The sequence below is a fragment of the Burkholderia sola genome, assembly GCF_905400185.1.
Classification (GTDB): domain Bacteria; phylum Pseudomonadota; class Gammaproteobacteria; order Burkholderiales; family Burkholderiaceae; genus Burkholderia; species Burkholderia sola.
In genome coordinates this window covers 770,042-796,776 of record NZ_FR989675.1, presented here as the reverse complement: position 1 = coordinate 796,776, position 26,735 = coordinate 770,042, and the positions used below count along the sequence as shown (strand labels likewise).

Annotated in this window: 32 protein-coding genes, 1 tRNA gene, 1 pseudogene and 1 riboswitch; of the genes and pseudogenes, 18 read left to right on the top strand and 16 right to left on the bottom strand. The window is 66.5% G+C overall.

Annotated features, from left to right (window positions below; translation table 11 throughout):
• Positions 1-147: 147 nt before the first annotated feature.
• On the top strand, positions 148-1,335 hold the full coding sequence (locus KR541_RS03675; protein WP_050011731.1) for an acyl-CoA dehydrogenase: 1,188 nt from the start codon (positions 148-150) through the stop codon (positions 1,333-1,335).
• A 122-nt stretch (positions 1,336-1,457) separates the two neighbouring features.
• On the opposite strand, the gene KR541_RS03670 is transcribed toward KR541_RS03675, so the two are convergent.
• Positions 1,458-2,096 carry a peroxiredoxin gene (locus KR541_RS03670; RefSeq protein ID WP_006476788.1) on the bottom strand — a complete coding sequence of 213 codons (639 nt, stop codon included), beginning with the start codon at positions 2,094-2,096 and terminating at the stop codon, positions 1,458-1,460.
• A gap of 317 nt (positions 2,097-2,413) precedes the next feature.
• Here KR541_RS03670 and KR541_RS03665 point away from each other — a divergent pair, with 317 nt between their 5' ends.
• From KR541_RS03665 to KR541_RS03655, 3 genes are all read left to right on the top strand, one after another.
• Positions 2,414-2,716 carry an ElaB/YgaM/YqjD family protein gene (locus tag KR541_RS03665; RefSeq protein ID WP_006494044.1) on the top strand — a complete coding sequence of 101 codons (303 nt, stop codon included), beginning with the start codon at positions 2,414-2,416 and terminating at the stop codon, positions 2,714-2,716.
• Between the two features lie 120 nt (positions 2,717-2,836).
• Positions 2,837-3,226 (top strand): phage holin family protein, encoded by a 390-nt coding sequence (locus KR541_RS03660; protein ID WP_050011732.1) that lies wholly within the window; start codon positions 2,837-2,839, stop codon positions 3,224-3,226.
• A 43-nt stretch (positions 3,227-3,269) separates the two neighbouring features.
• The gene (locus tag KR541_RS03655; protein ID WP_050011733.1) at positions 3,270-3,713 is read left to right on the top strand and encodes a DUF3318 domain-containing protein; all 444 of its coding nucleotides are present in this window, start codon (positions 3,270-3,272) and stop codon (positions 3,711-3,713) included.
• Positions 3,714-3,765: 52 nt separating this feature from the next.
• Here the strand turns inward: KR541_RS03655 and KR541_RS03650 are convergent, their stop codons facing one another.
• The 7 genes from KR541_RS03650 to glyA form a co-directional block, all read right to left on the bottom strand.
• Positions 3,766-4,212, bottom strand: a complete 447-nt coding sequence (locus KR541_RS03650; RefSeq protein WP_050011734.1) for a type IV pilin protein — start codon at positions 4,210-4,212, stop codon at positions 3,766-3,768.
• Positions 4,209-4,673: a pilus assembly protein gene (locus KR541_RS03645; RefSeq protein ID WP_050011810.1), complete on the bottom strand. Its 465-nt coding sequence runs from the start codon at positions 4,671-4,673 to the stop codon at positions 4,209-4,211. Before KR541_RS03645 ends, KR541_RS03650 begins: the two co-directional genes overlap by 4 nt.
• Before the next feature lie 206 nt (positions 4,674-4,879).
• Positions 4,880-5,713, bottom strand: a complete 834-nt coding sequence (locus KR541_RS03640; protein ID WP_050011735.1) for a type IV pilus assembly protein — start codon at positions 5,711-5,713, stop codon at positions 4,880-4,882.
• Positions 5,703-6,092: a type IV pilus modification PilV family protein gene (locus tag KR541_RS03635; protein ID WP_249746027.1), complete on the bottom strand. Its 390-nt coding sequence runs from the start codon at positions 6,090-6,092 to the stop codon at positions 5,703-5,705. Before KR541_RS03635 ends, KR541_RS03640 begins: the two co-directional genes overlap by 11 nt.
• 17 nt (positions 6,093-6,109) lie before the next feature.
• Positions 6,110-6,673 (bottom strand): GspH/FimT family pseudopilin, encoded by a 564-nt coding sequence (locus KR541_RS03630; RefSeq protein ID WP_050011737.1) that lies wholly within the window; start codon positions 6,671-6,673, stop codon positions 6,110-6,112.
• Between the two features lie 153 nt (positions 6,674-6,826).
• The gene (nrdR, locus tag KR541_RS03625; protein ID WP_050011738.1) at positions 6,827-7,306 is read right to left on the bottom strand and encodes a transcriptional regulator NrdR; all 480 of its coding nucleotides are present in this window, start codon (positions 7,304-7,306) and stop codon (positions 6,827-6,829) included.
• Between the two features lie 6 nt (positions 7,307-7,312).
• On the bottom strand, positions 7,313-8,560 hold the full coding sequence (glyA, locus tag KR541_RS03620) for a serine hydroxymethyltransferase (protein ID WP_050011739.1): 1,248 nt from the start codon (positions 8,558-8,560) through the stop codon (positions 7,313-7,315).
• Positions 8,561-8,697: 137 nt separating this feature from the next.
• Positions 8,698-8,798, bottom strand: a riboswitch (ZMP/ZTP riboswitch).
• Positions 8,799-8,978: 180 nt separating this feature from the next.
• Here glyA and KR541_RS03615 point away from each other — a divergent pair.
• The 9 genes from KR541_RS03615 (at position 8,979) to KR541_RS03575 (ending at position 15,542) form a co-directional block, all read left to right on the top strand.
• Positions 8,979-9,725, top strand: coding sequence for an SDR family NAD(P)-dependent oxidoreductase (locus KR541_RS03615; protein WP_050011740.1), 747 nt, complete (start codon positions 8,979-8,981; stop codon positions 9,723-9,725).
• Positions 9,726-9,833: 108 nt separating this feature from the next.
• Positions 9,834-10,319 carry a tol-pal system-associated acyl-CoA thioesterase gene (gene ybgC / locus KR541_RS03610; RefSeq protein WP_050011741.1) on the top strand — a complete coding sequence of 162 codons (486 nt, stop codon included), beginning with the start codon at positions 9,834-9,836 and terminating at the stop codon, positions 10,317-10,319.
• Between the two features lie 144 nt (positions 10,320-10,463).
• The gene (gene tolQ, locus KR541_RS03605) at positions 10,464-11,141 is read left to right on the top strand and encodes a protein TolQ (protein ID WP_006476795.1); all 678 of its coding nucleotides are present in this window, start codon (positions 10,464-10,466) and stop codon (positions 11,139-11,141) included.
• Positions 11,142-11,151: 10 nt separating this feature from the next.
• Positions 11,152-11,601: a protein TolR gene (gene tolR / locus KR541_RS03600; RefSeq protein ID WP_050011742.1), complete on the top strand. Its 450-nt coding sequence runs from the start codon at positions 11,152-11,154 to the stop codon at positions 11,599-11,601.
• A complete protein-coding gene (tolA, locus tag KR541_RS03595) occupies positions 11,598-12,653 on the top strand; it encodes a cell envelope integrity protein TolA (RefSeq protein ID WP_050011743.1) in 1,056 nt (351 codons plus the stop codon). The genes tolR and tolA overlap by 4 nt, the downstream gene beginning before the upstream one ends.
• A 109-nt stretch (positions 12,654-12,762) precedes the next feature.
• Positions 12,763-14,058, top strand: a complete 1,296-nt coding sequence (gene tolB / locus KR541_RS03590) for a Tol-Pal system beta propeller repeat protein TolB (protein WP_050011744.1) — start codon at positions 12,763-12,765, stop codon at positions 14,056-14,058.
• A 17-nt stretch (positions 14,059-14,075) separates the two neighbouring features.
• Positions 14,076-14,588 carry a peptidoglycan-associated lipoprotein Pal gene (gene pal / locus KR541_RS03585; RefSeq protein WP_050011745.1) on the top strand — a complete coding sequence of 171 codons (513 nt, stop codon included), beginning with the start codon at positions 14,076-14,078 and terminating at the stop codon, positions 14,586-14,588.
• 19 nt (positions 14,589-14,607) lie between these two features.
• Complete coding sequence (gene ybgF / locus KR541_RS03580) at positions 14,608-15,357, top strand: tol-pal system protein YbgF (RefSeq protein WP_006484965.1); 750 nt, start codon at positions 14,608-14,610, stop codon at positions 15,355-15,357.
• Positions 15,358-15,465: 108 nt separating this feature from the next.
• A tRNA-Lys gene (locus KR541_RS03575) sits at positions 15,466-15,542 on the top strand.
• Positions 15,543-15,670: 128 nt separating this feature from the next.
• On the opposite strand, the gene KR541_RS03570 is transcribed toward KR541_RS03575, so the two are convergent.
• The 7 genes from KR541_RS03570 to yiaA all read right to left on the bottom strand — a co-directional run bounded on the left by KR541_RS03570 (position 15,671) and on the right by yiaA (position 21,844).
• Positions 15,671-16,618, bottom strand: a complete 948-nt coding sequence (locus KR541_RS03570) for a fatty acid desaturase family protein (protein ID WP_050011746.1) — start codon at positions 16,616-16,618, stop codon at positions 15,671-15,673.
• Positions 16,615-17,220, bottom strand: coding sequence for a phosphatase PAP2 family protein (locus KR541_RS03565; protein WP_245171856.1), 606 nt, complete (start codon positions 17,218-17,220; stop codon positions 16,615-16,617). Before KR541_RS03565 ends, KR541_RS03570 begins: the two co-directional genes overlap by 4 nt.
• An 8-nt stretch (positions 17,221-17,228) precedes the next feature.
• Complete coding sequence (locus KR541_RS03560; protein ID WP_050011748.1) at positions 17,229-18,386, bottom strand: glycosyltransferase family protein; 1,158 nt, start codon at positions 18,384-18,386, stop codon at positions 17,229-17,231.
• Complete coding sequence (locus KR541_RS03555; protein WP_050011749.1) at positions 18,383-19,132, bottom strand: hypothetical protein; 750 nt, start codon at positions 19,130-19,132, stop codon at positions 18,383-18,385. Before KR541_RS03555 ends, KR541_RS03560 begins: the two co-directional genes overlap by 4 nt.
• Positions 19,129-20,136, bottom strand: coding sequence for a hypothetical protein (locus tag KR541_RS03550; protein WP_176015557.1), 1,008 nt, complete (start codon positions 20,134-20,136; stop codon positions 19,129-19,131). The genes KR541_RS03555 and KR541_RS03550 overlap by 4 nt, the downstream gene beginning before the upstream one ends.
• Before the next feature lie 61 nt (positions 20,137-20,197).
• Positions 20,198-21,262, bottom strand: coding sequence for a glycosyltransferase family 2 protein (locus tag KR541_RS03545; RefSeq protein ID WP_089488622.1), 1,065 nt, complete (start codon positions 21,260-21,262; stop codon positions 20,198-20,200).
• A 138-nt stretch (positions 21,263-21,400) separates the two neighbouring features.
• Positions 21,401-21,844: an inner membrane protein YiaA gene (yiaA, locus tag KR541_RS03540; RefSeq protein ID WP_050011812.1), complete on the bottom strand. Its 444-nt coding sequence runs from the start codon at positions 21,842-21,844 to the stop codon at positions 21,401-21,403.
• 271 nt (positions 21,845-22,115) lie between these two features.
• Here yiaA and KR541_RS03535 point away from each other — a divergent pair, with 271 nt between their 5' ends.
• The 5 genes and pseudogenes from KR541_RS03535 (at position 22,116) to KR541_RS03515 (ending at position 25,863) form a co-directional block, all read left to right on the top strand.
• Positions 22,116-22,445, top strand: coding sequence for a carboxymuconolactone decarboxylase family protein (locus KR541_RS03535; protein ID WP_027788276.1), 330 nt, complete (start codon positions 22,116-22,118; stop codon positions 22,443-22,445).
• 200 nt (positions 22,446-22,645) lie between these two features.
• A complete protein-coding gene (locus KR541_RS03530; RefSeq protein ID WP_050011751.1) occupies positions 22,646-23,479 on the top strand; it encodes a class II glutamine amidotransferase in 834 nt (277 codons plus the stop codon).
• Positions 23,480-24,051: 572 nt separating this feature from the next.
• Positions 24,052-24,615 (top strand): adenylyl-sulfate kinase, encoded by a 564-nt coding sequence (gene cysC, locus KR541_RS03525; RefSeq protein WP_050011752.1) that lies wholly within the window; start codon positions 24,052-24,054, stop codon positions 24,613-24,615.
• 85 nt (positions 24,616-24,700) lie between these two features.
• A pseudogene (locus KR541_RS03520) lies at positions 24,701-24,862 on the top strand (mannose-1-phosphate guanylyltransferase/mannose-6-phosphate isomerase); the annotation flags it as partial.
• 188 nt (positions 24,863-25,050) lie between these two features.
• The gene (locus KR541_RS03515; RefSeq protein ID WP_050011753.1) at positions 25,051-25,863 is read left to right on the top strand and encodes a mechanosensitive ion channel family protein; all 813 of its coding nucleotides are present in this window, start codon (positions 25,051-25,053) and stop codon (positions 25,861-25,863) included.
• 89 nt (positions 25,864-25,952) lie between these two features.
• On the opposite strand, the gene KR541_RS03510 is transcribed toward KR541_RS03515, so the two are convergent.
• A complete protein-coding gene (locus KR541_RS03510) occupies positions 25,953-26,636 on the bottom strand; it encodes a DedA family protein (protein ID WP_050011754.1) in 684 nt (227 codons plus the stop codon).
• Positions 26,637-26,735: the final 99 nt, after the last annotated feature.

The following is a 26,735-nucleotide window of genomic DNA, read 5'->3' as shown; positions in this document are numbered from 1 at the left end:
ACATTGTTCCGCATAGCGGAACGCAAGTCAAGCGAACTTCAGGTATCAGCCCGGAGCAAGCGCCGAAGCGCCAACTCGGGCCGACCGCAAAGCATGGGGCCCGAGTAAGCGCTGAAGCGCTAACTCGGGCCGACAGGAGATGAGACGATGAGTGCTGCAACTTTTCATTGGGACGATCCGCTGCTGCTCGACCAGCAACTGACCGAAGAAGAGCGGATGGTCCGCGATGCCGCGCAAGCGTACGCACAGGACAAGCTCGCGCCGCGCGTCACCGAAGCGTTCCGCCACGAACGCACCGACGCGGCCATCTTTCGCGAAATGGGCGAGGTCGGCCTGCTCGGCCCGACGATTCCCGAGGAATACGGCGGCCCCGGCCTCAACTACGTGAGCTACGGGCTGATCGCGCGCGAAGTCGAGCGCGTCGATTCGGGCTACCGGTCGATGATGTCGGTGCAGTCGTCGCTCGTGATGGTGCCGATCTTCGAATTCGGCTCCGACGCGCAGAAGCAGAAATACCTGCCGAAGCTCGCGACCGGCGAATGGATCGGCTGCTTCGGCCTGACCGAGCCGAACCATGGCTCCGATCCGGGCAGCATGGTCACGCGCGCGAAGAAGGTGCCGGGCGGCTACTCGCTGTCCGGCGCGAAGATGTGGATCACCAACTCGCCGATCGCCGACGTGTTCGTCGTGTGGGCGAAGCTGGAAGAGAACGGCAAGGACGCGATCCGCGGCTTCATCCTGGAGAAGGGCTGGAAGGGCCTGTCGGCGCCGGCGATCCACGGCAAGGTCGGGCTGCGCGCGTCGATCACCGGCGAGATCGTCCTCGACGAGGTGTTCGTGCCCGAAGAGAACCTGATGCCGAACGTGAGCGGCCTGCGCGGCCCGTTCACCTGCCTGAACTCGGCGCGCTACGGGATCGCATGGGGTGCGCTCGGCGCGGCCGAGTCCTGCTGGCACACCGCGCGCCAGTACGTGCTCGACCGCCAGCAGTTCGGCCGGCCGCTCGCCGCGAACCAGTTGATCCAGAAGAAGCTCGCCGACATGCAGACCGAAATCACGCTCGGCCTGCAAGGCGTGCTGCGCCTCGGCCGGATGAAGGACGAAGGCACGGCGGCCGTCGAGATCACGTCGATCATGAAGCGCAATTCATGCGGCAAGGCGCTCGACATCGCGCGGCTCGCGCGCGACATGCTCGGCGGCAACGGCATCTCCGACGAATTCGGCGTCGCCCGCCATCTCGTGAACCTCGAAGTGGTCAACACGTACGAAGGCACGCACGATATCCACGCGCTGATCCTCGGCCGCGCGCAGACGGGCATCCAGGCATTCTTCTGACGATCCGGCCATCACGCGGACGGCGGCGATGCCGCGCACGCGCCGCCAGGTAAAAGGCCCGCCCGGCATCGCTGCCGGGCGGGCCTTATGTCATCGGAGCCGCGGCTCCGGGCCGCCGATGCTTACTTGTTCGGCTGCGGCGTCAGGCGCAGATACGGACGCACCGCGTTGAAGCCCTTCGGGAAGCGTTTCTTCAGCTCTTCAGGATCCTGCAGCGACGGCACGATCACGACGTCATCGCCATCCTTCCAGTTGCCGGGCGTCGCGACCTTGTAATTGTCGGTCAGTTGCAGCGAATCGATCACGCGCAGCACTTCGTCGAAGTTGCGCCCCGTGCTGGCCGGATAGGTGATCGTGAGCCGCACCTTCTTGTTCGGGTCGATCACGAACAGCGAACGCACCGTCAGCGTTTCGTTCGCGTTCGGGTGAATCATGTCGTACAGCTGCGACACCTTGCGGTCCGCGTCGGCGATGATCGGGAAGCCCACGACCGTCGACTGCGTTTCGTTGATGTCGTTGATCCAGCCCTTGTGCGATTCGACGCCGTCGACCGACAGCGCGATCACCTTCACGTTGCGTTTCTCGAATTCGCCCTTCAGCTTCGAGGTCAGCCCGAGTTCGGTCGTGCACACCGGCGTGTAGTCGGCCGGATGGGAGAACAGCACGCCCCAGCTGTTGCCGAGCCACTCGTGAAACTTGATGGTGCCCAGGCTCGATTCCTGCTCGAAATCCGGTGCGATGTCACCAAGACGCAGACTCATGATGTTCCCTCCTCGAACGATGCTGGTTGAAACCGCGCGCCGGACAGCGCGGGGCAGTCCATCAGCTTACGGGAAGCCATGGGTCGTGCGAACGAATATTCCGTTTGATATTCATACTTTTTTGTCATTTTTACCCGGCGTCGTGGCAGGACGGTGGGCGGCAAGGGAAACTTTTCAATCCTTTGTCGCTCTGTTCATGATTACAAGTCGTTTACCATGCAGTCTTGCGCGGCCGCCGTGTGTCTTCCCGGCTCGCCAGCAGGCAGGGGTTTCGCTACGATGTGAACCTGCAGCATGACAGCACGAAGGGAGTTGCAATGTCGGAAATCAACAAGGAGAAACTGATGTCGGATATCAAAACCGTTCTCTCGGACGCCGAAGACCTGCTCAAGCAAGCAGCGAGCAGCACGGGCGACCGTGCGGCCGAGCTGCGCGAGAAGGCCATGTCTCGCCTGAAGCAGGCCAAGGAAAAGGCTGCCGACGTCCAGGTCGTGGTGGTCGAGAAAGGCAAGAAGGCCGCGCGCGCGACCGACGACTACGTGCACGAGCATCCGTGGACGTCGATCGGCGTGGCCGCCGGCGTCGGCGTGCTGATCGGCTTGCTGATCAACCGCAAGTAACGCGCTCTGCGCCGTTTCGTCCCGCGGGCCGCGTCGCGCGGCCCGCGGGCGTCGAAGCCAGCCGGCCTGCGCCGGCCGGCTTGGTCCTAGCTGCTTAGTGCACGCGCAAGCCTCTCATCCATGACGACAGACACCTCCTCGCAGCCGTCCGGTCAAGGACCGCTGCGCCGCCTCGTCGGCTCCGCGATCGGCCTTCTGCAGACGCGCCTCGAACTGGTGGGCATCGAGCTTGCCGAGGAGAAGGAACGCCTGATGGGCGTGCTGTTCCTCGGCCTCGCCGCGATGATGCTCGCGACGATGGCGCTCATCAGCCTGACCGTGTTGATCGCGATCGCGTTCTGGGATACCTACCGCTGGCAGGCGCTCGCCGCGATCACCGCGCTGTATGCCATTGGCGGCATCGCATGCGCGCTGAAGGCGCGCTCGGGCCTGCGCGACGCGCCGACCGTATTCGAGGCGACGCTCGCCGAGCTCGAGAAAGACCGCGACCTGTTCCGCGGCAAGCCGTGAGCGCCCTCGCGCTCGTCCCTTCCACCTACTTCGCCGACGCGCCATGAGCCAGAACATCACGGGCAATCCCTCCCGCTCCCATTCGTCGCGATCGAACTGGAGCGCGTCGCAGCACCGCGCGCTCCGCAAGGAATTGCTGATCCTGCGATCCGAAGTCGAGCGGCTCGAATTTGCGGAGGCCGCCGCCGAAATGCGCCACGCCGTCACGCGCTTCAGCTGGCTCAAGGTGTTCATCCCCGGGTTGTCGACCAGCAGGTTCGGCCAGTCGGCCAAGAACCTGAACGCAAGCCTCGGCCAACTCGTCAACCAGTATCCGATGCTGAGTTCGCTCGCATCGCTCGTGCTGGCGAAACCCGTTCGCTCGCTGCTGCGCGCGAGCACGGGCCCCGCGTTGAAGTGGGGCACGCTCGGCTTCGCCGCATGGGAGGTCTACCGGATCTGGAAGCAGTCCCGCGACGAGCGCGGGCTCGACCCACGCGACGACTGACCGTCGGCATCCCGCGCGCGGCCGTGCGCCGCTGCGCACCCTCCTGGCGAACTCAGCGCAGGCCCCAGCAGACAGCGCCCGATTCGTCGACACCTTCGCTTCCTGCATTGCCTTTCGTCCCGTCCGAGCGCAGCGTGAACGTGCCGCATGCATCGTCGCGCATCGGCCCGGTGTCGAGCGGCGTCGCCGCCAGTTCGTAGCTCACCGGCGAGTCGTCGCCATCCGGCCGCCCGAGCGTCAATCGATACACGGCATGCCCGTCCGGCGGCGCCTGCGCGAGCGCGTCCGGCAACGCCGCGGGCGGCGCGCCGTCCAGCGTTTCAAGATATTGGGCCGCACGGTACAGCGCGGACACCGCCGACGCGCGGTGAACCCGCACGACATGCTCGCGATACGACGGGATACCCCACCCGGCCAGCACCGCGACGATCGCGAGCACGATCATCAGCTCGATCAGCGTGAAGCCGGCCGCTCGGCACAGCGGCAGGCGGCCGTTCATCGAAGCACCGCCGCGACACGACGCCAGCGCAGCACGACGACGTGGCCGTCGCGTATCGCGACCTGGTGTTGCAGCCACACGGCGCTCGACGCGTGCGCGCCGACGCCACGCGCGGTGACAAGGTAAGCGCGGTCGCCGGCCTGCGCTGACGGACGCCGCCACGCCTCGATCAGGCATCGCGGCGGTCGTGCGGCCATCGGCCATTCGGCGAAAGGCGCGAACGCTTCGGCAGCCGCCAGCGGCGGCATGCGCCGCCAGGCATCGGGCTCCGCATGCGAGTCGCTTTCGTTCACGTACGGTGCCGAGCCGCGCAGCAATCGCGCGGTGCACGCGGCCAGCGCGGCATCGGCCGCGTGGAATGCGATCAGCCGATCCGACAACGCACGGGTGCGGCGCGACTCCGTCAATGCGGCGTCGAACCATGTGCCGGTCAGTGCCGCGACTGCTGCGCCGACCGCGATCACCGCGGGCAATGCAAGGCCTGCATCGCGACGCCACGCGCGGCGAGCGGGCCGGAAACGCATATGGGGCTCGCGCGGGGTCATCGCCTGAACGCCGACGCATGCGGCCTGCTGCGGGTCGCCTCCGCTCGCGACGGTGCGCTCGGGCGCGTGGCCTCTCTCGATGTATCGCGAGACGTCGTCCCGCACGCACTGTGCTGCGCCGCTCATCGCGCCACCTCGCTTGCTCGGGTTGCATCATGCAACGCAGCGTCGGGTGCGAGCGCGACGTTCCGCAACGCGACGATGCGATCGACCGTCAAACGTGCGCGGCCGTCCGATGCAACGGCGGCGCGGCCGTCGCAGTCGATATGCGGCGTCGGTTCGCGCATCGGCTCGCCGCGCGCCCGCACGCAGACATGCACGGCCACGACCTCGCGCCAGTCGTCCGCACGCATCGCATCGGCGTCGACGAACTGCGTGGCGCCGCGACGCAAATAGCGCAGGCGCAACTGATCGATTCCCGCCGCGACAGGCTGCGGCGTGCCCGGACGGCCGCTTCCTTCGCAATACAGTTCGGGCTCGCCCGTCGACGGGCTGACATGCGCATCGAAGCGATTCTCCACCGGCGCAGCTTCGCCCGGCTCGCCGACACCCTGCCCGAGGCAATCCGACGTCTGGTCGTTCACCGTCGTCCACGTCGATACCGCATCGCCGACATACCGGACCAGCAACGCGTCCGACGACAGGCGCACGGGCTCGCAGCGCACCTGTGCGCCGCTACCCCGCACGCGCGCCGCCGAACACCCGAACACCGGCGGCAACGACGATGGCGCTTGTGCATCGAGCGGCAGGAATCCTGCCATCTGGATCTGCTGACCGATCAGCATCAGCGCGGTCGCTGCCGCGTCGCGCATCCTGAACCCGTCTTCCGCGCGCCGCTGCGCAATGCGCTGCGCGTGGTACAGCGCACCGGCCGCCGCGAGCACGAGGAGCCCGACGGTCATCGCGATCAGCACTTCGAGCAGCGTATGGCCACGCGTACGGCGATCAGCGTTCATCGCCCGCCCGCTCGCGAAATGGAATGCGGACACACGACGGCGGCCGCGTCGACATTCCCGCGCCATCGCAGCGCGCCGACGCGCGTCCATCGCCGCCCAGCCAGCGGACAATCGCGTAGCGCACACCGCCCGGCCCGCCGTCGAGCATCATCGCACCGCCCGGCAACGAGGCGGCCGCGAGCGCCGCGAGACCGTCGCCGGCCGCCGCGGGAGCATGCAGACGCTCGATACGCGCATCGGCCAGCCACAGCGCGCGTTCGCGCCAGATCGTCGCGCGCTGCGCACGCGCCATCGCGAGCTGGCTGCCGGCCACTGCGAGCATCACGGTGGCGAGCAGCGCGATGGCCAGCGTCGCCTCGATCAACGACGTCCCTCGCATGGCATTGCGCATCGCGATCACGCCGCGTCGCAGCGGCCGGCGACCAGCCGCGCGCGACCGCCTGCCGCAATCCGCACGCAACGCGACGCGCGCGCGTCGTCGGCGCCGGACACGCTGCGCCGTGGACGCACCTCGAAACGCCGGATGCCGCCGATCGACTGACCGACCGGCGGCGCAAATGCGAGCTCATGCGCGGCGCCCGCGACGGCCACTTCGGCATCGCGCGGGTAGCGTCGCAGCACACGCGACTGCCCGTCGACTTGCCCGCTGACGATCCAGTCGCACGACCATTCGGCCGGATCGCATTGCTCACCGGCACGCAGACAGGCGCCGTTGCGCCCGGCGCGGCACAGCGTGACGCGCGCGCCGAGACGCGTTGCCTCGGCACGCGCAAACGACAGCGCACCGAGCAGCGCGCGCGAACGGGCATCCACGCGTTCGCGCATGCGCCACTGGTCGAACGTGGGCACCGCATAGAGCGCGAGCCCCGCTGCCAGCGACATGGCGACCATCAGCTCGACGAGCGTGAATCCGCCCGACCGTTGCACCACATTCTTAAAGGGTTGAGCGCCCGGTTCCATCGCAATCGTCCTCCGCCACGGTGATGCGACGACTGTAGCGGCGCGTGCGGATGTGCGCCATTGGCCGAACGGCCGACTGGCGACATGCGATCGCAACCGACACAATCGGCGCAAATCGAACCAATGGAGCAGACGATGAACGAACGCAGCGCGTCAGCGCTTACGTGGGGTCTTGGCGGGAGAGGCGCGACGGAACTCTTCGATCACGTCGGCAAATTCGGAAACGTCCTCGAACTGGCGATACACCGATGCGAAGCGCACATAGGCGATCGTATCGAGGCCGCGCAACTCGTTCATCACGAGTTCGCCCAGCTTCTCGCTACGCACTTCGCGCTCGCCAGTCGCGAGCAGTTGATACTCGATGCGGGCGACCGCCGCGTCGATCGCGTCGGCGGCAACCGGTCGCTTGCGCAGCGCGAGTTGCATGCTGGCGACGATCTTGCGACGGTCGAATTCCGTGCGGCTGCCGTCCTTCTTCACGACGAACGGCAGGGACAACTCGACCCGCTCGTACGTCGTGAAACGCTTGTCGCAAGCCGAGCAGCGCCGGCGCCGCCGAATCGCGGCGCCATCTTCGGACACGCGCGAGTCCACGACCTGCGTGTCGTCATGCCGGCAGAACGGGCAGCGCATCGGCGATCAGCGATAGACCGGGAAACGCTTGGTCAGCTCGGCGACCTGCGCGCGCACGCGTTCGATCGTCGCTGCGTCTTCCGGATTCTCGAGCACGTCGGCAATCAGGTTACCCACCTGCTCGGCTTCCGCCGGCCCGAAACCGCGCGTCGTCATCGCCGGCGAACCCAGGCGCACGCCGCTCGTCACGAACGGCTTTTCCGGGTCGTTCGGGATCGCGTTCTTGTTCACCGTGATGTGCGCCGCGCCGAGCGCCGCTTCCGCTGCCTTGCCCGTGATGTGCTTCGCGCGCAGGTCGACCAGCATCACGTGGCTTTCCGTGCGGCCCGACACGATCCGCAGCCCGCGCTTGACCAGCGTTTCGGCCAGCACGCGTGCATTCTCGACCACCTTCTGCTGATATTCCTTGAACTCAGGCGACAGCGCTTCCTTGAACGCCACGGCCTTCGCCGCGATCACGTGCATCAGCGGGCCGCCCTGGATCCCCGGGAAGATCGCCGAGTTGATCGGCTTCTCGTACTCGGCCTTCATCAGGATCACGCCGCCGCGCGGGCCGCGCAGGCTCTTGTGCGTCGTCGTCGTCACGAAATCCGCGTGCGGCACCGGGTTCGGATACACGCCCGCCGCGATCAGGCCAGCGTAGTGTGCCATGTCGACCATCAGGTACGCGCCCACCGACTTCGCGATCTTCGCCAGACGCTCGAAGTCGATCTTCAGCGCAAACGCCGACGCACCCGCGACGATCAGCTTCGGCTTGTGTTCCTGCGCGAGTTGCTCGGCCGCTTCGTAGTCGATGTCTTCGTTTTCGTTCAGGCCGTAGCTCACCACGTTGAACCACTTGCCCGACATGTTCACCGGCGAGCCGTGCGTCAGGTGGCCGCCATGCGCGAGGCTCATGCCCATGATCGTGTCGCCCGGCTTGAGCATCGCGAAGAACACGCCCTGGTTCGCCTGCGAACCCGAGTTCGGCTGCACGTTCGCGGCTTCCGCGCCGAACAGTTGCTTCACACGGTCGATCGCCAGCTGCTCGACCACGTCGACGTACTCGCAGCCGCCGTAGTAGCGCTTGCCCGGATACCCTTCCGCGTACTTGTTCGTGAGCTGCGAGCCTTGTGCGGCCATCACGGCCGGGCTCGTGTAGTTTTCCGACGCGATCAGTTCGATGTGATCTTCCTGGCGGCGGTTTTCCTGCTCGATCGCTGCAAAGATTTCGGGATCGACGTTCGCAATGGTGCTTTGGGCTCTGTCAAACATACGGTTTCCGTTAAGTGTGTACAGGTTGACCGGAGCGGCCGAGTACGGTGCGCTGCTGGCGAGACCAGCTCGACGTGGCGGAAGAATCCGTATGACGCGAGGCAGGACAGCCACCGGCGATGCACGCGACGGCGCACAACGGCTGCCCAGGCGAACGGCAAAAACGGCGCCCCGCGCTTCACGGTGGGATGCTCCACCTTGAACCCGAAGGGTTCTATCGCCAGTCACGCAGGGGTGATGAGCGCATTAGTGTATTGGATGCGTCATGAATAGGCAACCGCACGGCAGTGGCCTCCAAACAATGAGGGCCGGACTCTACGCGCCCGTGCCGGAACGCTTCGCCGTCTTGCCGCGGTGCGGCATTCTCAGTAGGCTTGCGGGATTCCACCCGCTATTCCGTTACCGACCAGGAGCAGCAATGATCGTGTTCGTCACAGGGGCGTCCGCCGGCTTCGGCGCCGCCATCTCCCGCGCCTTCGTCAAGGGCGGCCATCGCGTCGTCGCCACCGCACGCCGCAAGGATCGTCTCGACGCGCTCGCGGCCGAACTCGGCGACGCGCTGCTGCCGTTCGAGCTCGACGTGCGCGACCGCGCGGCCGTCGAAGCCGTGCCGGCCGCCCTCCCCGCCGAATTCGCCGCGCTCGACGTGCTCGTCAACAACGCCGGCCTCGCGCTCGGCGTCGAGCCGGCCCAGAAGGCGAGCCTCGACGAGTGGCAGACCATGATCGACACGAACTGCTCGGGCCTCGTGACCGTCACGCACGCGTTGCTGCCCGGCATGATCGCGCGCGGTCGCGGCCATATCTTCAATCTGGGCTCGGTGGCCGGCACCTATCCGTATCCGGGCGGGAATGTATACGGCGCGACCAAGGCTTTCGTCAGACAATTCAGCCTGAACCTGCGCACCGACCTGATCGGCACGCCGTTGCGCGTAACCGACATCGAGCCGGGGCTGTGCGGCGGCACGGAATTCTCGAACGTCCGCTTCCGCGGCGACGATGCAAAAGCGGCGAACGTCTATCAGAACGTCCAGCCGCTCACGGCCGAAGACATCGCCGACACGATCTACTGGATCGCCACGCGCCCCGCGCACGTCAACATCAATACGATCGAGATGATGCCGGTCGCGCAAGCCCCGGCCGGCCTCACGGTCCATCGCGGCTGACACGTCGCCCGCAGCCGCGGGCCCGGCTCCGGCCGGCCCGCGGTGTGCCACGACGCACTACATTCCGTTACGAATCGGTTACGAATCCCATCTTTGCCTTCCGGTAGAATGCGCGCCATGACTCAGCCTACCCGCTCCCCGGAAGCGCCGTCCGGCTTTACCTGGCCGGTGCGCGTGTACTACGAGGATACCGATGCAGGCGGCATCGTCTTCTATGCCAACTACCTGAAGTTCTTCGAGCGCGCCCGCACCGAGTGGCTTCGCGCATGCGGCGTCGACCAGCGTCGGCTCTCCGACGAGACCGATGCGATCTTCATCGTGCGCAGCACGTCGCTCGACTACCGCGCGCCGGCGCGACTCGACGACACGCTGACGATCACGAGCCGCCCCGGACGCATCGGTCGCGCATCGGTGGAATTCACGCAGGAAGCCTGGTGCGGCGACACGCTGCTCGTGGCCGGGCAGATCCGCCTCGGCTGCGTCGACCGTCACGGCATCCGGCCCGCGGCCATCCCGCCGGCCGTGCTCGACGCGCTGCAACGCGGGCCCGTCATCGACGCGGGGCAGACTGGTTTGTCAACGAAGCTCGCATGAGCGCCGTTTAGACACAGCCTATGAACTTGCCGTTCTGATTCGATACTAAGCAAGGTTCGGCGTCAGGCCTCGCCGGCGCGCCGCGCCGCACGCACACCGGACGCCCTTGCCGGGCACTCCCGAAGGGACGTTACTCAAACCTCTATGAATACTGTTCAAGACCTGTCGATCATTTCCCTCGTCCTCAACGCGAGCGTGCTGGCCCAGGCCGTGATGGGGCTGCTGCTGCTGCTGTCGCTGATGTCGTGGACCTTCATCTTCCGCAAGTGGTTCGCGATCCGCCGCGCGCGCGCGCAGACCGAACGCTTCGAGAAGGATTTCTGGTCGGGCGGCGACCTGCAGGCGCTGTATCAAAGCGCGGCCAACAACCGCCACACGATCGGTGCGCTCGAGCGGATCTTCGAATCCGGGATGCGCGAATTCCTGAAGGCGAAGGAAAAGCGCCTCAGCGATCCGGGCCTCGTGCTCGACGGTGCGCGCCGCGCGATGCGCGCGTCGTTCCAGCGTGAAATGGACGTGCTCGAAGCCAATCTCGCGTTCCTCGCGTCGGTCGGCTCGGTCAGCCCGTACATCGGTCTGTTCGGCACGGTCTGGGGGATCATGAATTCGTTCCGCGGCCTCGCGAACGTGCAGCAGGCCACGCTCGCGAATGTCGCGCCGGGCATCGCCGAGGCGCTCGTCGCCACCGCGATCGGCCTGTTCGCCGCGATTCCGGCGGTGGTCGCGTACAACCGCTACGCGCACGACATCGACCGCCTCGCGATCCGCTTCGAGACCTTCATCGAAGAGTTCTCGAACATCCTGCAGCGTCAGGCCCAGTAAGGAGCGCGCCATGGCAGGAAGTCCCATTCGATCCAGCATGCGCGGCGGCCGCTCGCGCCGCGCGATGGCCGACATCAACGTCGTGCCGTACATCGACGTGATGCTGGTGCTGCTCGTGATCTTCATGGTCACCGCACCGCTCGTCGCGCCGTCGATCATCAACCTGCCGACCGTCGGCAATGCCGCGCCGCAGGAGCAGACGCCGCCCGTCGTCGTCAACATCAAGGCCGACCGCACGATGAGCGTCAAGTACAAGGGCGACTCGGGCGCGACCCAGGAAGACACGATGACGAAGGCCGAGCTCGACAGCTTCATCACGGCCCGGCAGGCCGATCACCCTGACCAGCCGGTCGTGATCGCAGCCGACAAGACCGTGCAGTACGATGCCGTCATGACCGTGATGTCCGATCTGAAGGCGCGCGGCGTCAAGCGCGTCGGCCTCCTCGTCAAATCGCAATGAACCGGCAGCAATCCACGCGCAGGTCCGCCTACCCGCTCCAGCCTCCCCGGGAGCGCGGGACGTGGCGCGCGTTCGCGCTCGCCGCGCTGATGCACGTGCTGCTCGCGCTGTTCCTCTATCACGGCGTGCAGTGGCAGAACAGTACGCCGGCCGGCGCCGAGGCCGAGCTGTGGACCGAAGTGCCCGACGTCCCCGCGCCGCGGCCCGTCGTCACGCCCACGCCGCCCGCGAAGGTCGCTCCGCCCCCTCCGCCGGTGCGCGACGAGCAGGCCGACATCGCGCTGCAGCAGAAGAAGCGTCAGCAGGAAGCGGCCGCGCGCGCGGCGCAGCTCGAGCAGCAGCGCCGCGCGCAGCAACTGAAGGCCCAGCAGGAAGAGGAAGCCCGGCGCGCGCAGCTCGCCGCGCAACAGGCCGCCGCGCTCGCCGCCCAGAAAGCCGCGGAACGCGACAAACAGAAGCAGGCCGACAAGCTCAAGCAACAGCAGCTCGCCGAGCAGCAGAAGCTCGAACAGCAGAAACTCCAGCAGCAAAAGCAGGCGCAGCTCGAAGCGCAGCAGGCGGCGAAGGCGAAAGCCGACGCAGCCGCGAAGGCCAAGGCGGAAGCCCAGGCCAAGGCGAAGGCCGAAGCCGCGGCGCGCGCGAAGGCCAATGCGGCGGCGAACGCGAAGCTGGACCGCGAGCGCAGCGCGCGCCTCGCGCAGATGCAGGGGCTGTCGGGCGCCGGCGAAGGCGGTGGCGACGGCCTCGCGAAAAGCGGCACCGGCACGGGCTCCGGCGGCAATGCCGCGACGCCCGGCTATGCCGACAAGGTGCGCCGCCGCGTCAAGCCGAACATCGTTTGGGGCGGCGAACGGGCAGGCCTGACCACCGTCGTCAAGATTCGGTGCACGCCGTCCGGTGACGTATTGAGCGCATCGGTCTCCCGCTCGAGCGGGAATTCGGGGTGGGATCAAGCCGTGGTCAATGCGATCCACGCATCGGTCCCGTTGCCGCCCGATTCTAACGGTCGGACCCCGTCCGACATTACGATTACCTTCAAGGCAGCGGAGTGAAACGAAATGCGCTTACACTCCGGGCGTCGCTGTCGGACGGGAACGAATCGGGTATTTTTACTGTCTCTGCGGTTGCGCAGCGATCCAAGCCATACGGGAAGCAAGAAGCATGAGTTTGATGACAAAGCTAGGTTTCAGGGCACTCGTGGCCTCGTGTCTGATCACGGCGGGCAGCGCCGCTAACGCCCAGGTCAACGTGCTGATCACCGGCGTCGGGTCGACCCAGTTCCCCATTGCCACCGCGAATTTCACGAACGAGGCGAACCTGCCGCAGCAGGTCACGTCGATCGTGCGCGCCGACCTCGCCCGCAGCGGCAAATTCACCAACATCGACGCCGGCAGCACGCCCGTGCCCGAGACCGCATCGGTCGATCTCGGCGCATGGAAGGCCAAGGGCGCGAATGCGTTCGTCGCCGGCAGCGTGAACCGCGACGCGAACGGCCAGTACAAGGTCAACTTCATCCTGTACGACACCGTGAAGCAGCAAAGCCTCGGCGGCCTGTCGCTGACGGCCACCGACACCACGCTGCGCACGGCCGGCCACAAGATCGCCGACTACATCTACCAGAAGCTGCTCGGCGTGCGCGGCGTGTTCGCCACGCGCCTATCGTACGTGATCAAGACCGGCAACCGCTACCAGTTGCAGATTTCGGATTCGGACGGCCAGAACGCGCGCATCGCGCTGTCGAGCACCGAACCGATCATCTCGCCGGCGTGGTCGCCGAGCGGCACGAAGGTCGCGTACGTGTCGTTCGAGCGCAAGAAGCCGATCGTCTACATCCACGACCTGCCGACCGGCCGCCGCTACATGGTCTCCGACCAGAAGGGCAACAACAGCGCACCGGCGTGGTCGCCGGACAGCAACACGCTCGCCGTCGCGCTGTCGCTGACGGGCAATACGCAAATCTATACGGTCAACGCGAACGGCGGCGGCCTGCGCCGTCTCACGCAGAGCAGCTCGATCGACACCGAGCCGTTCTACTCGCCGGACGGCCGCTGGATCTACTTCACGAGCGACCGCGGCGGTGCGCCGCAAATCTACCGGATGCCTGCACAGGGTGAGAGCGCCGGCGCCGCGCAGCGCGTGACCTTCACCGGCAGCTACAACACGAGCCCGCGCGTGAGCCCGGACGGCAAGCTGCTCGCTTACATCTCCCGCACGGGTGGGGGCTTCAAGCTGTACGTTCAGGATCTGCAGAGTGGCGCGGCGAACGCCATCACGAATACCAATCGCGACGAATCGCCGAGCTTCGCGGCAAACGGCCAGTACCTTCTGTACGCCACCCAGTCGGGTGGCCGCAACGTGCTGGCTGCAGTGCCCTCCGACGGCAGCGCGCCGCCGCAGATCCTGTCCGTCCAGGGCGGCTCCGTTCGCGAGCCGTCGTGGGGGCCCTTCATGCAATGACCACAAGGAGAGTAACCATGATGTCGAATAAAGCTCGTCTGGCCCTGGCCGTGATGATGATCAGCGCGCTTGCAGCGTGCAAGTCGGGCGTGAAGCTCGACGACAAGGCGAACAACGCGGGCGCAATCGGCACGCAGCCGAGCGCCGACAACGTCGCGCAAGTGAACGTCGATCCGCTGAACGACCCGAACAGCCCGCTCGCGAAGCGCAGCATCTACTTCGACTTCGACAGCTATTCGGTGAAGGACGAGTACCAGCCGCTGATGCAGCAGCACGCGCAGTACCTGAAGAGCCACCCGCAGCGCCACGTGCTGATCCAGGGCAACACCGACGAACGCGGCACGAGCGAGTACAACCTCGCGCTGGGCCAGAAGCGTGCGGAAGCCGTCCGCCGTGCGATGGCCCTGCTCGGCGTGAACGACTCGCAAATGGAAGCCGTGAGCCTCGGCAAGGAAAAGCCGCAGGCAACGGGTCACGACGAAGCATCGTGGGCGCAGAACCGTCGCGCCGACCTCGTCTACCAACAGTAAGTAACGGAAGAATCGCCGTATGACGCACCGTTCAACCTGGCTGCGCGTTGCCGCAGCATTCTGCGTCGCGGGCGCGGCGTGGTCGGCCGCGCCGGCGCACGCCGGCATGTTCGACGACAACGAAGCGCGCCGTGCCGTGCTCGATCTGCGCAGCAAGAGCGACAACCTGTCGAGCCAGTTGTCGGCCGCCCAGCGTACGATCCTCGATCAATCCGGCCGTATCGACCAGCTGAACCAGCAGGTCGCGACGCTGCGCGGCGAGAACGAGGATCTGACGAACCGGCTGACGACGCTCGAGCGGCAGCAGAAGGAGTACTACCAGGATCTCGACACGCGGCTCAAGAAGTTCGAGCCGCAGCAGGCGACGATCGACGGTGTCGAAGGCACCGTGCAGCCGGGTGAAACGGATGCGCTCAGCGCGGCGCAGCAGCAGTTCCGCAACGGCAACTTCAAGGCGGCGGCGGCTTCGTTCCGCGCGTTCATCGCGAAGTATCCGCAGAGCCCCTATCAGCCGACCGCGCAGTACTGGTACGGCAACGCGCAATACGCGCTGCGCGACTACCGTGGTTCGACCGCGACGTGGCAAGGGATCGTCAGCAAGTTCCCGCAACACCCGCGCGCGGCCGACGCCCTCGTGGCGATCGGCACGAACCAGCTCGAACAAGGCCAGAAGGCGGCCGCGAAGAAGACGTTCGAGCAGGTCGTGTCGCAGTACGCCGGCTCGAACGCGGCGCAGACGGCGCAGGGCAAGCTCGAAACCATCAAATAATTATCGTGACGGGTTGTTGACAGCCCTGTAACCCGTCGCTATAATCTTTTGCTCTTTAGGTCGTTGCCCAGGTTGTTGAAGCAACGAACCGACAGGTTTCAAGAACGTGGGGTGGTAACTCAGTTGGTTAGAGTATCTGACTTTTAATCAGAGAGTCGAGGGTTCGAGTCCCTCCCACCCTACCAACTATCTTTGATAGTGTAAAAAAGCCTCCCTCGCGGAGGCTTTTTTGCGTCTGTCGCCGCACCGTTCGAGCAGAATTCCCGACGATGCTCGTCACACACTCGGCCGCGCGCAACCTGAGCCCGACCGATCACCGCGCACTCACGTCCCGCAGTACCGCACCATATCCGGCATACAGATTGCCGTCGGGCAGCAACCGCAATTGCGCGAGTTGCCGATGCACGACCGGCAAGTTATGGAACGGCATCCGCGTGAACAGATGATGTTCGATATGGAAATGAATCGCATGCGGGCCGAACAGGAACGTCTGCCATGAACGCCGGACGATCGTGCGTGCGTTGCGGCTTTGATCGGCGCCGGCCGGCAACCCCGCGTGCTCGAAGATCGCGCGCACCTGCCCGGCGAACGGCAACAAGGTGACGGACGGCACGATCCACAACGCGACGTACAGCAGCGGATGTCCGGCCAGCGCGAGCGCGCCGAACAGCGCGCCGTTGCCGGCCAGCATCGACGCGATCTCCCACGCCGCATACGCACGCGATTTTTCGACCTTCGGCAACGCATGCGCGAACGCGCCGCGCGCGAGCTTCACGACGCTCGTCACGTAGCCGACGCCGCACGCATACGCGAGCAGGCGGACGATCAATCGCCCGCGCGTCGCCGGATAGTCGTGCACGCCGAACAGCAGCGCGACGGGGTCGTCCGCTTGCATCGGCGCGCGATGGTGCTTCAGATGGCCCGCCCGATACGTGCGCAGCGACAGCCATAGCGGGCCGGCCGCGAGCAGTTGCCCGAGCACGTCGTTGACGCGCCGGTTCCGTGCAAGCAACCCGTGCGCCCCTTCGTGCATCATGACCGCGAGCGCGAGCTGGCTGCGCGCGATCACGATCGCCGCGCACGCGTAGGCCAGCGGATGCGCAAACGCGATCGCAGCGGCAAACGCGGCGGCAATCATCAGCCAGTCACCCGCCAGCGCCATGCCGACACGCGCCGCGCTCACGCGAAACAGCCCCGGATCGGGCACGAACCGGGCGAGCCCGACGTTCGGTCCGGCGCGGTGAACGTGCGCCTCCGTCATGCGAGCCTCCTGCGCGGCAAACGCCGCTCGACCCACAGCGCACTGACCGCCGCGAGCACGAACCCGCCCAGCACGTCCGCGACCGTATGCTGCTTGAGCGTCAGCGTCGACGCGCAGATCAGCAGCCCGATCGCCGCCGCGACGATCCGGCGCCGGTCCACCAGCATCCGGCACGCGAGACACGTCACCGCGACATGCAGGCTCGGGAAGCCGTTGGCCGCAAGATCGAGCGCCCACATGCGCGCCAGACGCCGACGCACGAATGCATTGCCGATCTCGGCGATGTCGGGCCGCGGCACGGCTTCCGGAAACATCAGGAAGCAGGCCACGCCGAGCACGAACGCGATCAGCACGGCGTCCCTGAACGCGGCGAACGCGGACGGTCGCGCGTACGCGGCGAGCGCAATCACGAACGGAAAGAACGCGACATAGACGAACCACGACCATGCGATGAACGGAATCCGCGCATCGATCGCCGTGGCCAGCACGTAGCGCGGCGTGACGCCGCGCTCCAGCAGAAAGAAGATCGCGAGGCCCGCGACCAGGCCGAATGTCGCGGCCAGCATCTGCCGGACATCGGGCCGGCGATCGTCCTGAAACATGCGCGTATTCATCGCGGCGCTGGTGCCTCGCATCGGGTTGCCGCGTCGGCCGCTCGCGCATGCGGACCCAGCGCGAGGAGGTGCGATGTCCACGCGTCGACACGCGCACGCGCATGCTCGCGGCCCGCTCGCGTCCCCGCCGGCGTACCGGGATCGCGCATCAGTTCGATCGACGCCTGCCCGACCTCGCGCCGGAATGCCGCCGCATCGCCCCGCCATGTGACCACGCGGTGCACGAGTTGCAGCCGTGCCGCGCGCGCGGCGTTGCTCGCCTGTTCGGGCTGATCGGTCTGCACGAGCAGGATCGGACGGCGATACACGCGCGCAATCGACAACGCGGCCATGCCGGGCGCCGATACGATCAACGGCGCATGCGCGGCGCGCGTCGGCCAGTCGGCGTCGACGCCGGTCCAGCCGTCGTGTCCGGCGTAGCCCTCGCCCACGCGGTGGGCGGCGAGCCCCGCGTCGCGCATGCCGGCCGACAACGCATCGGCGAGCGCGACGTCGCGAAAGTGCGGATTCAGATAAACGGCCGCCGCAACGCGTTCGTGCGCCGGCCGTTCGGCGACGATCGGCACCGGCGTCGGCAGCCGGCGATGCCGGTGCGAGCGCGGCGCATCGTCGGCGAAGCCGTACGCGAAATCGTGCTCGATACGGCCCAGCGCCGCATCGATCTGCCAGTCGACGATCCGCGCGAAAGCGCGCGCCAGCACGCGCGGCAGTCGTGCATCGAAATTCGCGGTCAACGCGCGGCGCAGGCTGCCGCCATACACGTGGACGACGCGACGCCGCCAGCCCGGCACCGCCCCCATGAACAGCAGCGCCGGATGAAACGAGTCGTTGACCACGAGATCCGCATCGCGAACGATCGCACGCAGCCGCACGATGTCGCGCAGCATGCGGGTCGGCCTGAACACGTAGTGCGCGACATTGCGATCGGTCGCGTCGCGCAGCATGTTCTGCCGCTCGTCGAACTGCACCGCGTAGTGCCGCGACAACACGTCCGCGTCGATGCCGAACGCGGCGAGAAATGCCTGCCCGGCGTCGGACGTCGTCAGCACGTCGACCTGCGCGCCGGCCGCGCGCAACGCATGCACGAGCAGTTGCGCGCGCATCAGATGGCCGCGCGCGTCGGCGGTCGCGAGATAGACGATGCGCGGCATCATGCGCGCGGACGAAGCGACTGGAGCCAGCCGGCCGCGACCATCGCCAGCGCGCCCGTCACGCCGAAACCGGCTTCGATCGCGCGGATCTCGTCCAGCAACGCGGCGAGCGACGCGGCCTCGGACGGCTCGACGAGGCGGCGCAGCGTATCGGCGCAAAGCCGGACGTGGCGCGTCTCGTCGGCGAGCACGCGCGACAGCAACGGATACAGCGGATGCGTGTCGCCGATCGTCGCGCAGTGGCGCGCGAGCACGCGCATTGCCATCTGTTCCGCGCACAGGCCGGTCGCATACGCGGGCACGAGTACGCCTTGCGCGAAATGCGGCGCGTAGCGCTGCGCCAGACGCCGCCATCGCACGATCTTGCGCCGGCTCAGCCAGTCGGGTTCGTGCGGGCCGGTCGACACGTCGACGCCGCGCCGGCGCAACGCATCGGCAAATGCGGCCGCGTGGCGGCGCTCGTCCGCGAGATGCTGGTCGATGCGCGGCGCGAGCCAGTCCGGCGGCTGTCCGGTCCAGTCCTCATGCAGCGCGCACTCGGTCGCTTCTTCGCCGATCAGGTACATGCGCAGCATCCAGCGCTCGCCATGCATGCTGCGATGCAGTTGCCGGATCGCCGCCCGCTTGATGCGATCGACGAGATACGCGCGCATCCGCGCCGTACCGCGTGGCACGGGCGCATCGAGACAATCGAAGCGCTCGCCGTGCCCGGCCTGCGACGACACCGGCAATTCGCTTGCCGCGGTCATGCCGGCTCGCCCCGCGCGGATGAAGATGGCGTCGCGGCAGCCGCCGGATCGCGACGCCAGCCGAGGATCAGGCCGACGAAGCTTTCCTGCATGAACGCATGCGCAGAGGCTGCCGCGCCCGCGAACGCTTCCTCGCGGCCATTCACGCGCAGATAGCCGCTGCCGTCGCGCGCGCCGAACTCGATCCGGTCGTTCTTCCGAAAGCCGCGCTCGCGCACGTCCTTCACGAGTGCGCTGCCATCGAGGCCGAACAGGAACAGCTCGCGCTGTGCGACCCACACCGGAATGCGATTGCTCAGCGCGTCGAAGCGGATCGACCACGTGCCGGACGCGAGCGCGCGATCGACGTCGGCATCGTGCGGCGCGTTCGACGTGAAGCTCGCGCGCGCGACCGCCTTCGTCAGGCCGCCGACACCGAGCGCGATCGTGATGTCGTCCGCCAGCGGCTGCTTCGGATCGGTCGCACTCACCTTCACAAGATGGCGCGCCAGCCGCGAAGCGAGCGACGGATGCGCGAACAGCGCAAGCGTTTCGTCCGGCGTGAGCACGTCGCGCTCACGATCGCCGTCCTTCACGCGCACACGATACGGATCGATCCGCACATCGGTGAACGAGCCGTGCACGGGCGCATGGACGTACACGTCGCGGTCCCATTTCCGGCCGTCGCGACGCAGCAGAACGTGCACGCTCAACGGCACGCGCCGCCCGTCGGCATCGACGCCCGTGCCTTGCAGCAGCACGTCGCCGAACACGTCCTTCGTGCGGCGGTTCGCATCGCTCGAGAAGACGATCGCATGCGCATCGGTGTCAATGCTCGCGTGACCGTCGGGCGCATCGAGCGCGATGCGATTGCAGTCCGACGCGGCCGCATTCGCGAACGGGCAGCCGCTTCGCGACATGAAGTGATAAATCCCGCGCCCCGCACGATCGACCGGTGCGGCATTGGCGCCGACGCTGGCGGCAAGCAGGGCGAGACAGGCAATGCGAGTGGCGAGTGAGGGCATGGTCGTCGTCGGAACAGAATCAGGATGTCGAAGTGTCGTGGCCGCGAGGCGCGGCGCCGTTTCAATGACGGTGATAGGACAGCGCATCGAGATCGCGCCGGGTCGATGCGCGTCCCGTGAGCCCGAAACCGCGCGCGAGCGCGCCGAGCGTATCGACGGCGGACGCGGCGATCGTGACGCCGGCAGCCGCGAGATAGCGCGCGGCGCCCAGTCGCGGCAACTGCTGGCGATCGAGCGCGCGCAGGCTGTAGCCGAGCCGCATCGCCATCACGCAGAACGGGCCGAGCGGGCCGCTGCGGCCGAGCCACTGCCATCGACGCGGCAGGTACGCGTGCACGAGATACGGCGTCAACCCGACGCTGTCCTCGCCGCGCATCCAGCGCAGCTTCAGCGACTCGCGATGCGTGTCCGGCAGCCGATGCTCGGTATGCGCGGCCGGCGCGAATTCGACGGCCACGCCGGCCGCCTGCATCCGCAGCCCCATCACCTGGCAATGCGCGCGATAGACGCCGTCGAGCGGCTCGTAGCGGAACTGCGCGAACACGTCACGCCGGAACGCGACGTTGTTCGCGTAGAAGTTGCGCGTCGCGCCATCACGCAGCGGGCTCGGGAAATACATGAAATCGATCGACGTCAGCGCGATGCCGAGCACGTTGGGCGCGTAGCTGGTCCGCCCCGCCACCGCGACGGGCGCGTCGCCCGCGTCGCGCGCGAACGGCGCGAGCAGGTGCTCGAGCCAGTCGTCGGCCGGCCGGCAATCGGCATCGCCGAATACGACGATGTCGCAGCGATCGGCATCGACGCGATCGAAGCCGTCGTTCTTCGCATCGTAGTAGCCGGTGCTCGCGCCGATCTCGACGAAGTCGATCGGGCGGTCGGCCAGCGCGGCGATTTCCGCGCACGCGTCGGCGGGCAGGCCGTCGTGCGTGATGATCCATTGCGCAAGGGCGGCCGGCGGCACGGTCTGTTTCGACAGCGCCGCCACCAGGCGTTTCAGGCTGCCGACGGCCTGCGCAAGGCCCGCGCCGCCGCGCAGGTTGTTGGTCTCCAGCACAAGCGCGGCCCGCGCGGCTACGGAACGGGCGGTCGCGTGCGTCCGCGCTGCGGTGTCGGTCAGGTTCGGCATCCGGAATATCTCCATCGTCATGCGCGACGGCATGGACAAAACGAAAGGACGGCGGGTCTGCGGCACGCCGGCGAATGCGGGCGGCGCGGACATCGTCGCGCAGCGGGCGGCCTCGGCGGGCGCCCGCTGCGCGTGCCGTCACTCCTGGATCGACGGCGCGGAATCGGCGTCGGTATAGCGCGGCTTCGCGTTCTGCAAGTCGCGCGTGTTCTTCTGCACGGCCACCGAGCCGAACAGCGCGAGCACGAACGACATCGCGTAAAAGCCCTTTTCGCTCAATTGCAGCGTCGCGTTGAAGAGACCGACGATCAGGAGCGCGATCGACAGCAGCAGCGCGATCCAGCTGAGACCGTAGTAGATGCCGGTGACGGGAATGCCTTCGGCGCGGTCGCGCACGCTCTTCTGCAGCGAGATCGCCGCATAGAGGCCGAACACCAGCACGGTGAAGTAGTAACCCTTCTCGTTGAGCTGCATGCCGGCGTTCCAGAGCCCGATCAGGAAGGCCGCGAAACCGGCGATCAGCGCGGCCCACGATGCGGCCACGAACGCGAACGACGGCTGCTGGATGGTGGTCTGGTTCATTGCGTTGCCCTCTCTTTCTTGTTGTTCGAAATCGTTGTCATTGACCTGCGTTTTGCGCATGGTAGCAGCTTTGGCGCGCGTCACGACGGCCCCGCCGCGCATTCGCCGCAAGCGCGAGCCGCGGTTGATGCAATGCATCCGTGAGACGATTGCGCTGAAAATTGACACCCTGACGTATCCACACTCTCCTCGACAGCGATCAGAATAGCGTTGCATCGCCCGAGATCGCGGCGCCCGCCGCCCTCCTCACTCTTCTCGACAAGGACGCATCATGCTGAACTGGAACGAATACCGGAAGGAACTCTCGACGCGTATCGGCGACATCGCCAAGCTGTCGCCCGATACGCTGGCCGGCTACCAGGCGCTGGCCGGCGCCGGCGCCAAGACGGGCCATCTCGACGCGAAAACGCGCGAGCTGATCGCGCTCGCGGTGGCCGTCACGACGCGCTGCGACGGCTGTATCGCCGTGCATACGGCCGAAGCGGCCAAGCATGGCGCGACCAAGGAGGAAGTGGCGGAAGCGCTCGGCGTCGCGATCGCGTTGAATGCGGGCGCGGCGCTCGTCTATTCGGCGCGCGTGATGGACGCGCTCGGCGACTGAGCCAGCGCGGTGCGGCACGATCGTCGTGCCGCACCCCATTCATTGTTGCGTGCGCTGCGTGGCGCCCGGCCGCCGGCTGGGCGATTGCGCATCGCGCGTATGGGCCTGCCATGTGTGACGAATGTGGCGACTCGCGTGGACGCGTAAGCGTCGCGGAGTCGGCTACCATGCGCGAACGATACATCGTGAAGGAGCGCTCCATGTGCCGCTGGCTCGCTTATACGGGTAATCCGATCCATCTGGAAACCGTGCTGTTCCGCGCGAAGCATTCGCTGATCGACCAGAGCCTGCATTCGGAGCTGGGCGCGACGACCACCAACGGCGACGGCTTCGGCATCGGCTGGTACGGGCATCCCGACGAACTTCCGTTCCGCTATCGCTCCGTGCATCCCGCCTGGAACGACCGCAACCTGCGCGAGGCCGCGCGTGCGATCCGCTCGCCGATGTTCATCGCGCACATTCGCGCGGCGACCGACACGCCCGTGCAGGAAACCAACTGCCATCCGTTCCGCCACGGCCGCTGGCTGTTCGCGCACAACGGGCTGATCCGCGACTTCCACAAGCTGCGCCGCGACCTGACGATGAAGGTCGATCCCGCGCTGTTCCCGACGCTCGAAGGCTCGACCGACTCCGAACTGATGTTCCGCCTCGCGCTGACGTACGGTCTCGAGCAGGCGCCGCTGCCGGCGCTCGAACGGATGGTCGGCGTGGTGGAGGAAACCGCCGCGCGGCATCGCGTCGCCGATCCGCTCAACATGACGATCTGCGCGACCGACGGCGAACGGATCGTCGCGGCGCGCTATTCGAGCGAACGGCAATCGCGCTCGCTGTTCCACAGCACGTCGTTCAAGCACCTGCACGCGCTGTATCCGCATAACCCGCGCATCGCGGAAGCCGGCGACGATGCGTTCATGGTCGTGTCGGAGCCGCTCGTCGACCTGCGCGGCGCGTGGGAGGAAGTGCCGGAGGGCATGGCGATCGTCGCGCACGGCGCCGATGTGCAGCAGCGGCCGTTCGGGCCGCGGCACAAATGACGTGCCGCAGTCCTGACGAAATCCAGCGTATTCAGGTAGCCGATACTTCAGCGCGACAGGGCAATCGCGGCGATCCGGCTTTCAACGGGGCCGGCGCTCGGTGCTGCCGACGCAATCGGAAGGGACGCCAATCGTCGCCCGGCAAATAAGGTCGGAAAACATGCCCTCGGATAATTCCCCAATTCGATAATAAGTGACAGAGACGCATCACAAAGCAGCCCGTGCTGGCTATTGCGATATTTCGCCGAATAAAAAATTAATGCCCTTGTGACTTCATGTCGACCCCCGAATCCAGGTCGATAAATCGACATGCGGTCGAGAACCCTGTCGACCACGCACATTATTTCGAATCATTACAACGGGCCGGCAATCATTACCGGACGGACGCGGTGCGCACACCATCGCGCCGCTTGAAGGCAAGCGCTTATTCCCGATCAAAATATTCAACTTACCAATTTTTAAAGGCGCCGTTACAATTCGGCGACGAATGAATTCGCATCAATAATGTACGACGCCGTTACCGGCACATCGAATCCGAGATGACGCAAGATCGCTCCAATTCCCGCCCTGTCATGTCGACGGGCAATCAATCCGTGCTTTCCAGCATGAAGCAGGACCATGCGTTCGTGGTATGGCTCACCGGGGTGTCCGGTGCCGGTAAATCGACGCTGTCGAATCTTCTGAAGGAACAGCTCGATGCACACGGCCTTCGGACTTTTCTGCTGGACGGCGACCAGCTTCGCGAAGGATTGAACCAGGATCTCGGATTCAGCGACGCAGACCGCCACGAGAACATTCGTCGGACGGCCGAGGTCGCGCGCCTGATGGTGGCTGCCGGGCTCGTCGTCATCGTTGCGCTGATCTCGCCGTTTCGGGACGCACGCGCCAAAGCGCGCGCCCGCTTCCCGCAGGGCATGTTTTTCGAAGTCTTCGTCGACGTTGCGCTGGATGTGGCGGAAGCGCGCGACCCCAAAGGGCTCTATGCGCGGGCAAGGCAAGGGACGCTTCGGCAGTTCACCGGCATCGAATCGACCTATGAAAAACCGGTATCGCCCGACGTGCACGTCCGCACGGGCGAAGCAGGTCCGCGGGAATGCGTGCACGCGATCATGCAGAAATTGCCGTTGAACGGCTGATGCACGTCGTCGACCGTCGTCCGCTGCCCGTCGTGAACCTCCATCGCCGCGAACATCGCGCCATCGTCGGCCACCGCGGCGCGACCTGACCGAAAACCAGTCGACCTACATCCCGCTCGGCGCGACCCACCGGCTGACGAACCCCAGCACGATTCCGCTCGAACCGATCGAAGTCCAGTCGGGCGCATATCTCGGCGAAGACGACATCGTCCGCTTCGAGGACACCTACGGGCGCGCAGCGCGGTGAGCGACGCTACACCGGCGCGCGCCACGACAGGCCGGACCTCGAACGGGCGGCACGCACCCACGTCCTGCCCGCTTTTCATTACGTCAACCAATGTCAGCCCGGTTGCCCGCGCTTCACAGGTCAGGTTATAAAAGCGCCTCCCATTCCGGCGCATGCGCCGCCCTTTTACCCTCGACTTCGGAGAACGCGTGATCGATCTCGCCACCGCCCAGCAATTCCTGATGACCCGCGGCCTCGACTTCGGCCTCAACCTCCTCGCCGCGATCGTGTTGTGGTTCGTCGGCCGCTGGGCGATCCGCATCGGTACCCGCCTGCTCGGCAAGGTCGTTCGCCGCAGCGGCAAGGTCGACCCGACGCTCACCGACTACCTGACCTCCGTCGTCGGCGTGCTGCTGACGATCCTGCTGATCCTCGCGATCCTGCAGATCTTCGGCGTACAGACGACCTCGTTCGCCGCGCTGCTCGCCGGCCTCGGTCTCGCGATCGGCACCGCCTGGGGCGGCCTGCTCGCGCATTTCGCCGCCGGCGTGTTCATGCAGGTGCTGCGCCCGTTCAAGATCGGCGACGTAATCAGCGCGGGCGGCGTCACGGGCACCGTGAAGGAGCTCGGCCTGTTCGGCACGACGATCATCACCGCCGACAACATCGTGACGATCGTCGGCAACAACAAGATCTTCTCGGACAACATCGCGAACTACAGCGCGACGCCGCACCGCCGCGTCGACCTGACCGCGAAGATCGCGCACAGCGTCGACGCGGCCGATGCGATCAACCGCCTGAAGACGCAGATCCAGCTGGTTCCGAACGTGCTGAAGGTACCGGCGCCGGACGTCGGCGTGCTGCAGTTCACGCCGGAAGGCCCGCTGCTGTTCGTGCGCCCGTCGACTCAGCCGGAGAACTACTGGCAGGTGTACTGCGACACCCACCGCGTGATTCTCGACACGTTCCGCGAAGCCGGCTATCCGACGCCCGAAACGCCGGTCTCGCAACGCAACGCGTGACGAAAGCAGCGGCCGAACCGCACGGACGAAAAAAAAAGCGTGGCAGCCGTAAACTGCCACGCTTTTTCATTGCGCCGAAGCGCGCCGCGTCAGCGCCCGCCCGCCTTCGGCGTCCCGTCCGAGCGTCGCCCGCGCACGAGCTTCCATACCGCGCCGAGCGCGACCGGCACGATTGCCGCGCCGATCCCGACCAGCACGATCACGTTCAGGTACTGGCGGACGAACGGGATGTTGCCGAAGAAATAACCGAGCAGCACGAGCAGCAGCACCCACACCAGCGCGCCGATCACGTTGAACAACTGGAAGCGCCCGACGCTCATCGACGACGCCCCCGCGACGAACGGCGCGAACGTGCGCACGACCGGAATGAAGCGCGCGAGCACGATCGTCTTGCCGCCGTGCTTGTCGTAGAACGAGTGGGTCTTCTGTAGCGCGGCGCGATCGAGGAAGCGCTCGAGCACCGGGATATGCGTATTGAACACCTTCGGGCCGACCCAGCGGCCGATCAGGTAGTTCACGGTGTTGCCGGTAATCGCCGCGACGAGCAGCAGCACGATCAGCGCGCCGACGTTCATTTCGCCCGTCGCCGCGAACGCGCCGCCGATGAACAGCAGCGAATCGCCGGGCAGGAACGGGAACACGACGAGGCCCGTCTCGCAGAACACGATCAGAAACAGCACGAGATAGACCCACGCACCGTACTGCCGGATGAAATCGCCGAGGAAAGCGTCGATATGCAGGACAAGGTTGACGAAATGAAGCAGCGTATCCAAATGCGATTCCTCGAAGGCGATGGGGCCGGAACGGCCGGAACAGGCCAGACATGGCCGAGGCGGCCGCCAGCCAAGGCGGCGCGTGCAACGGGGTGATGA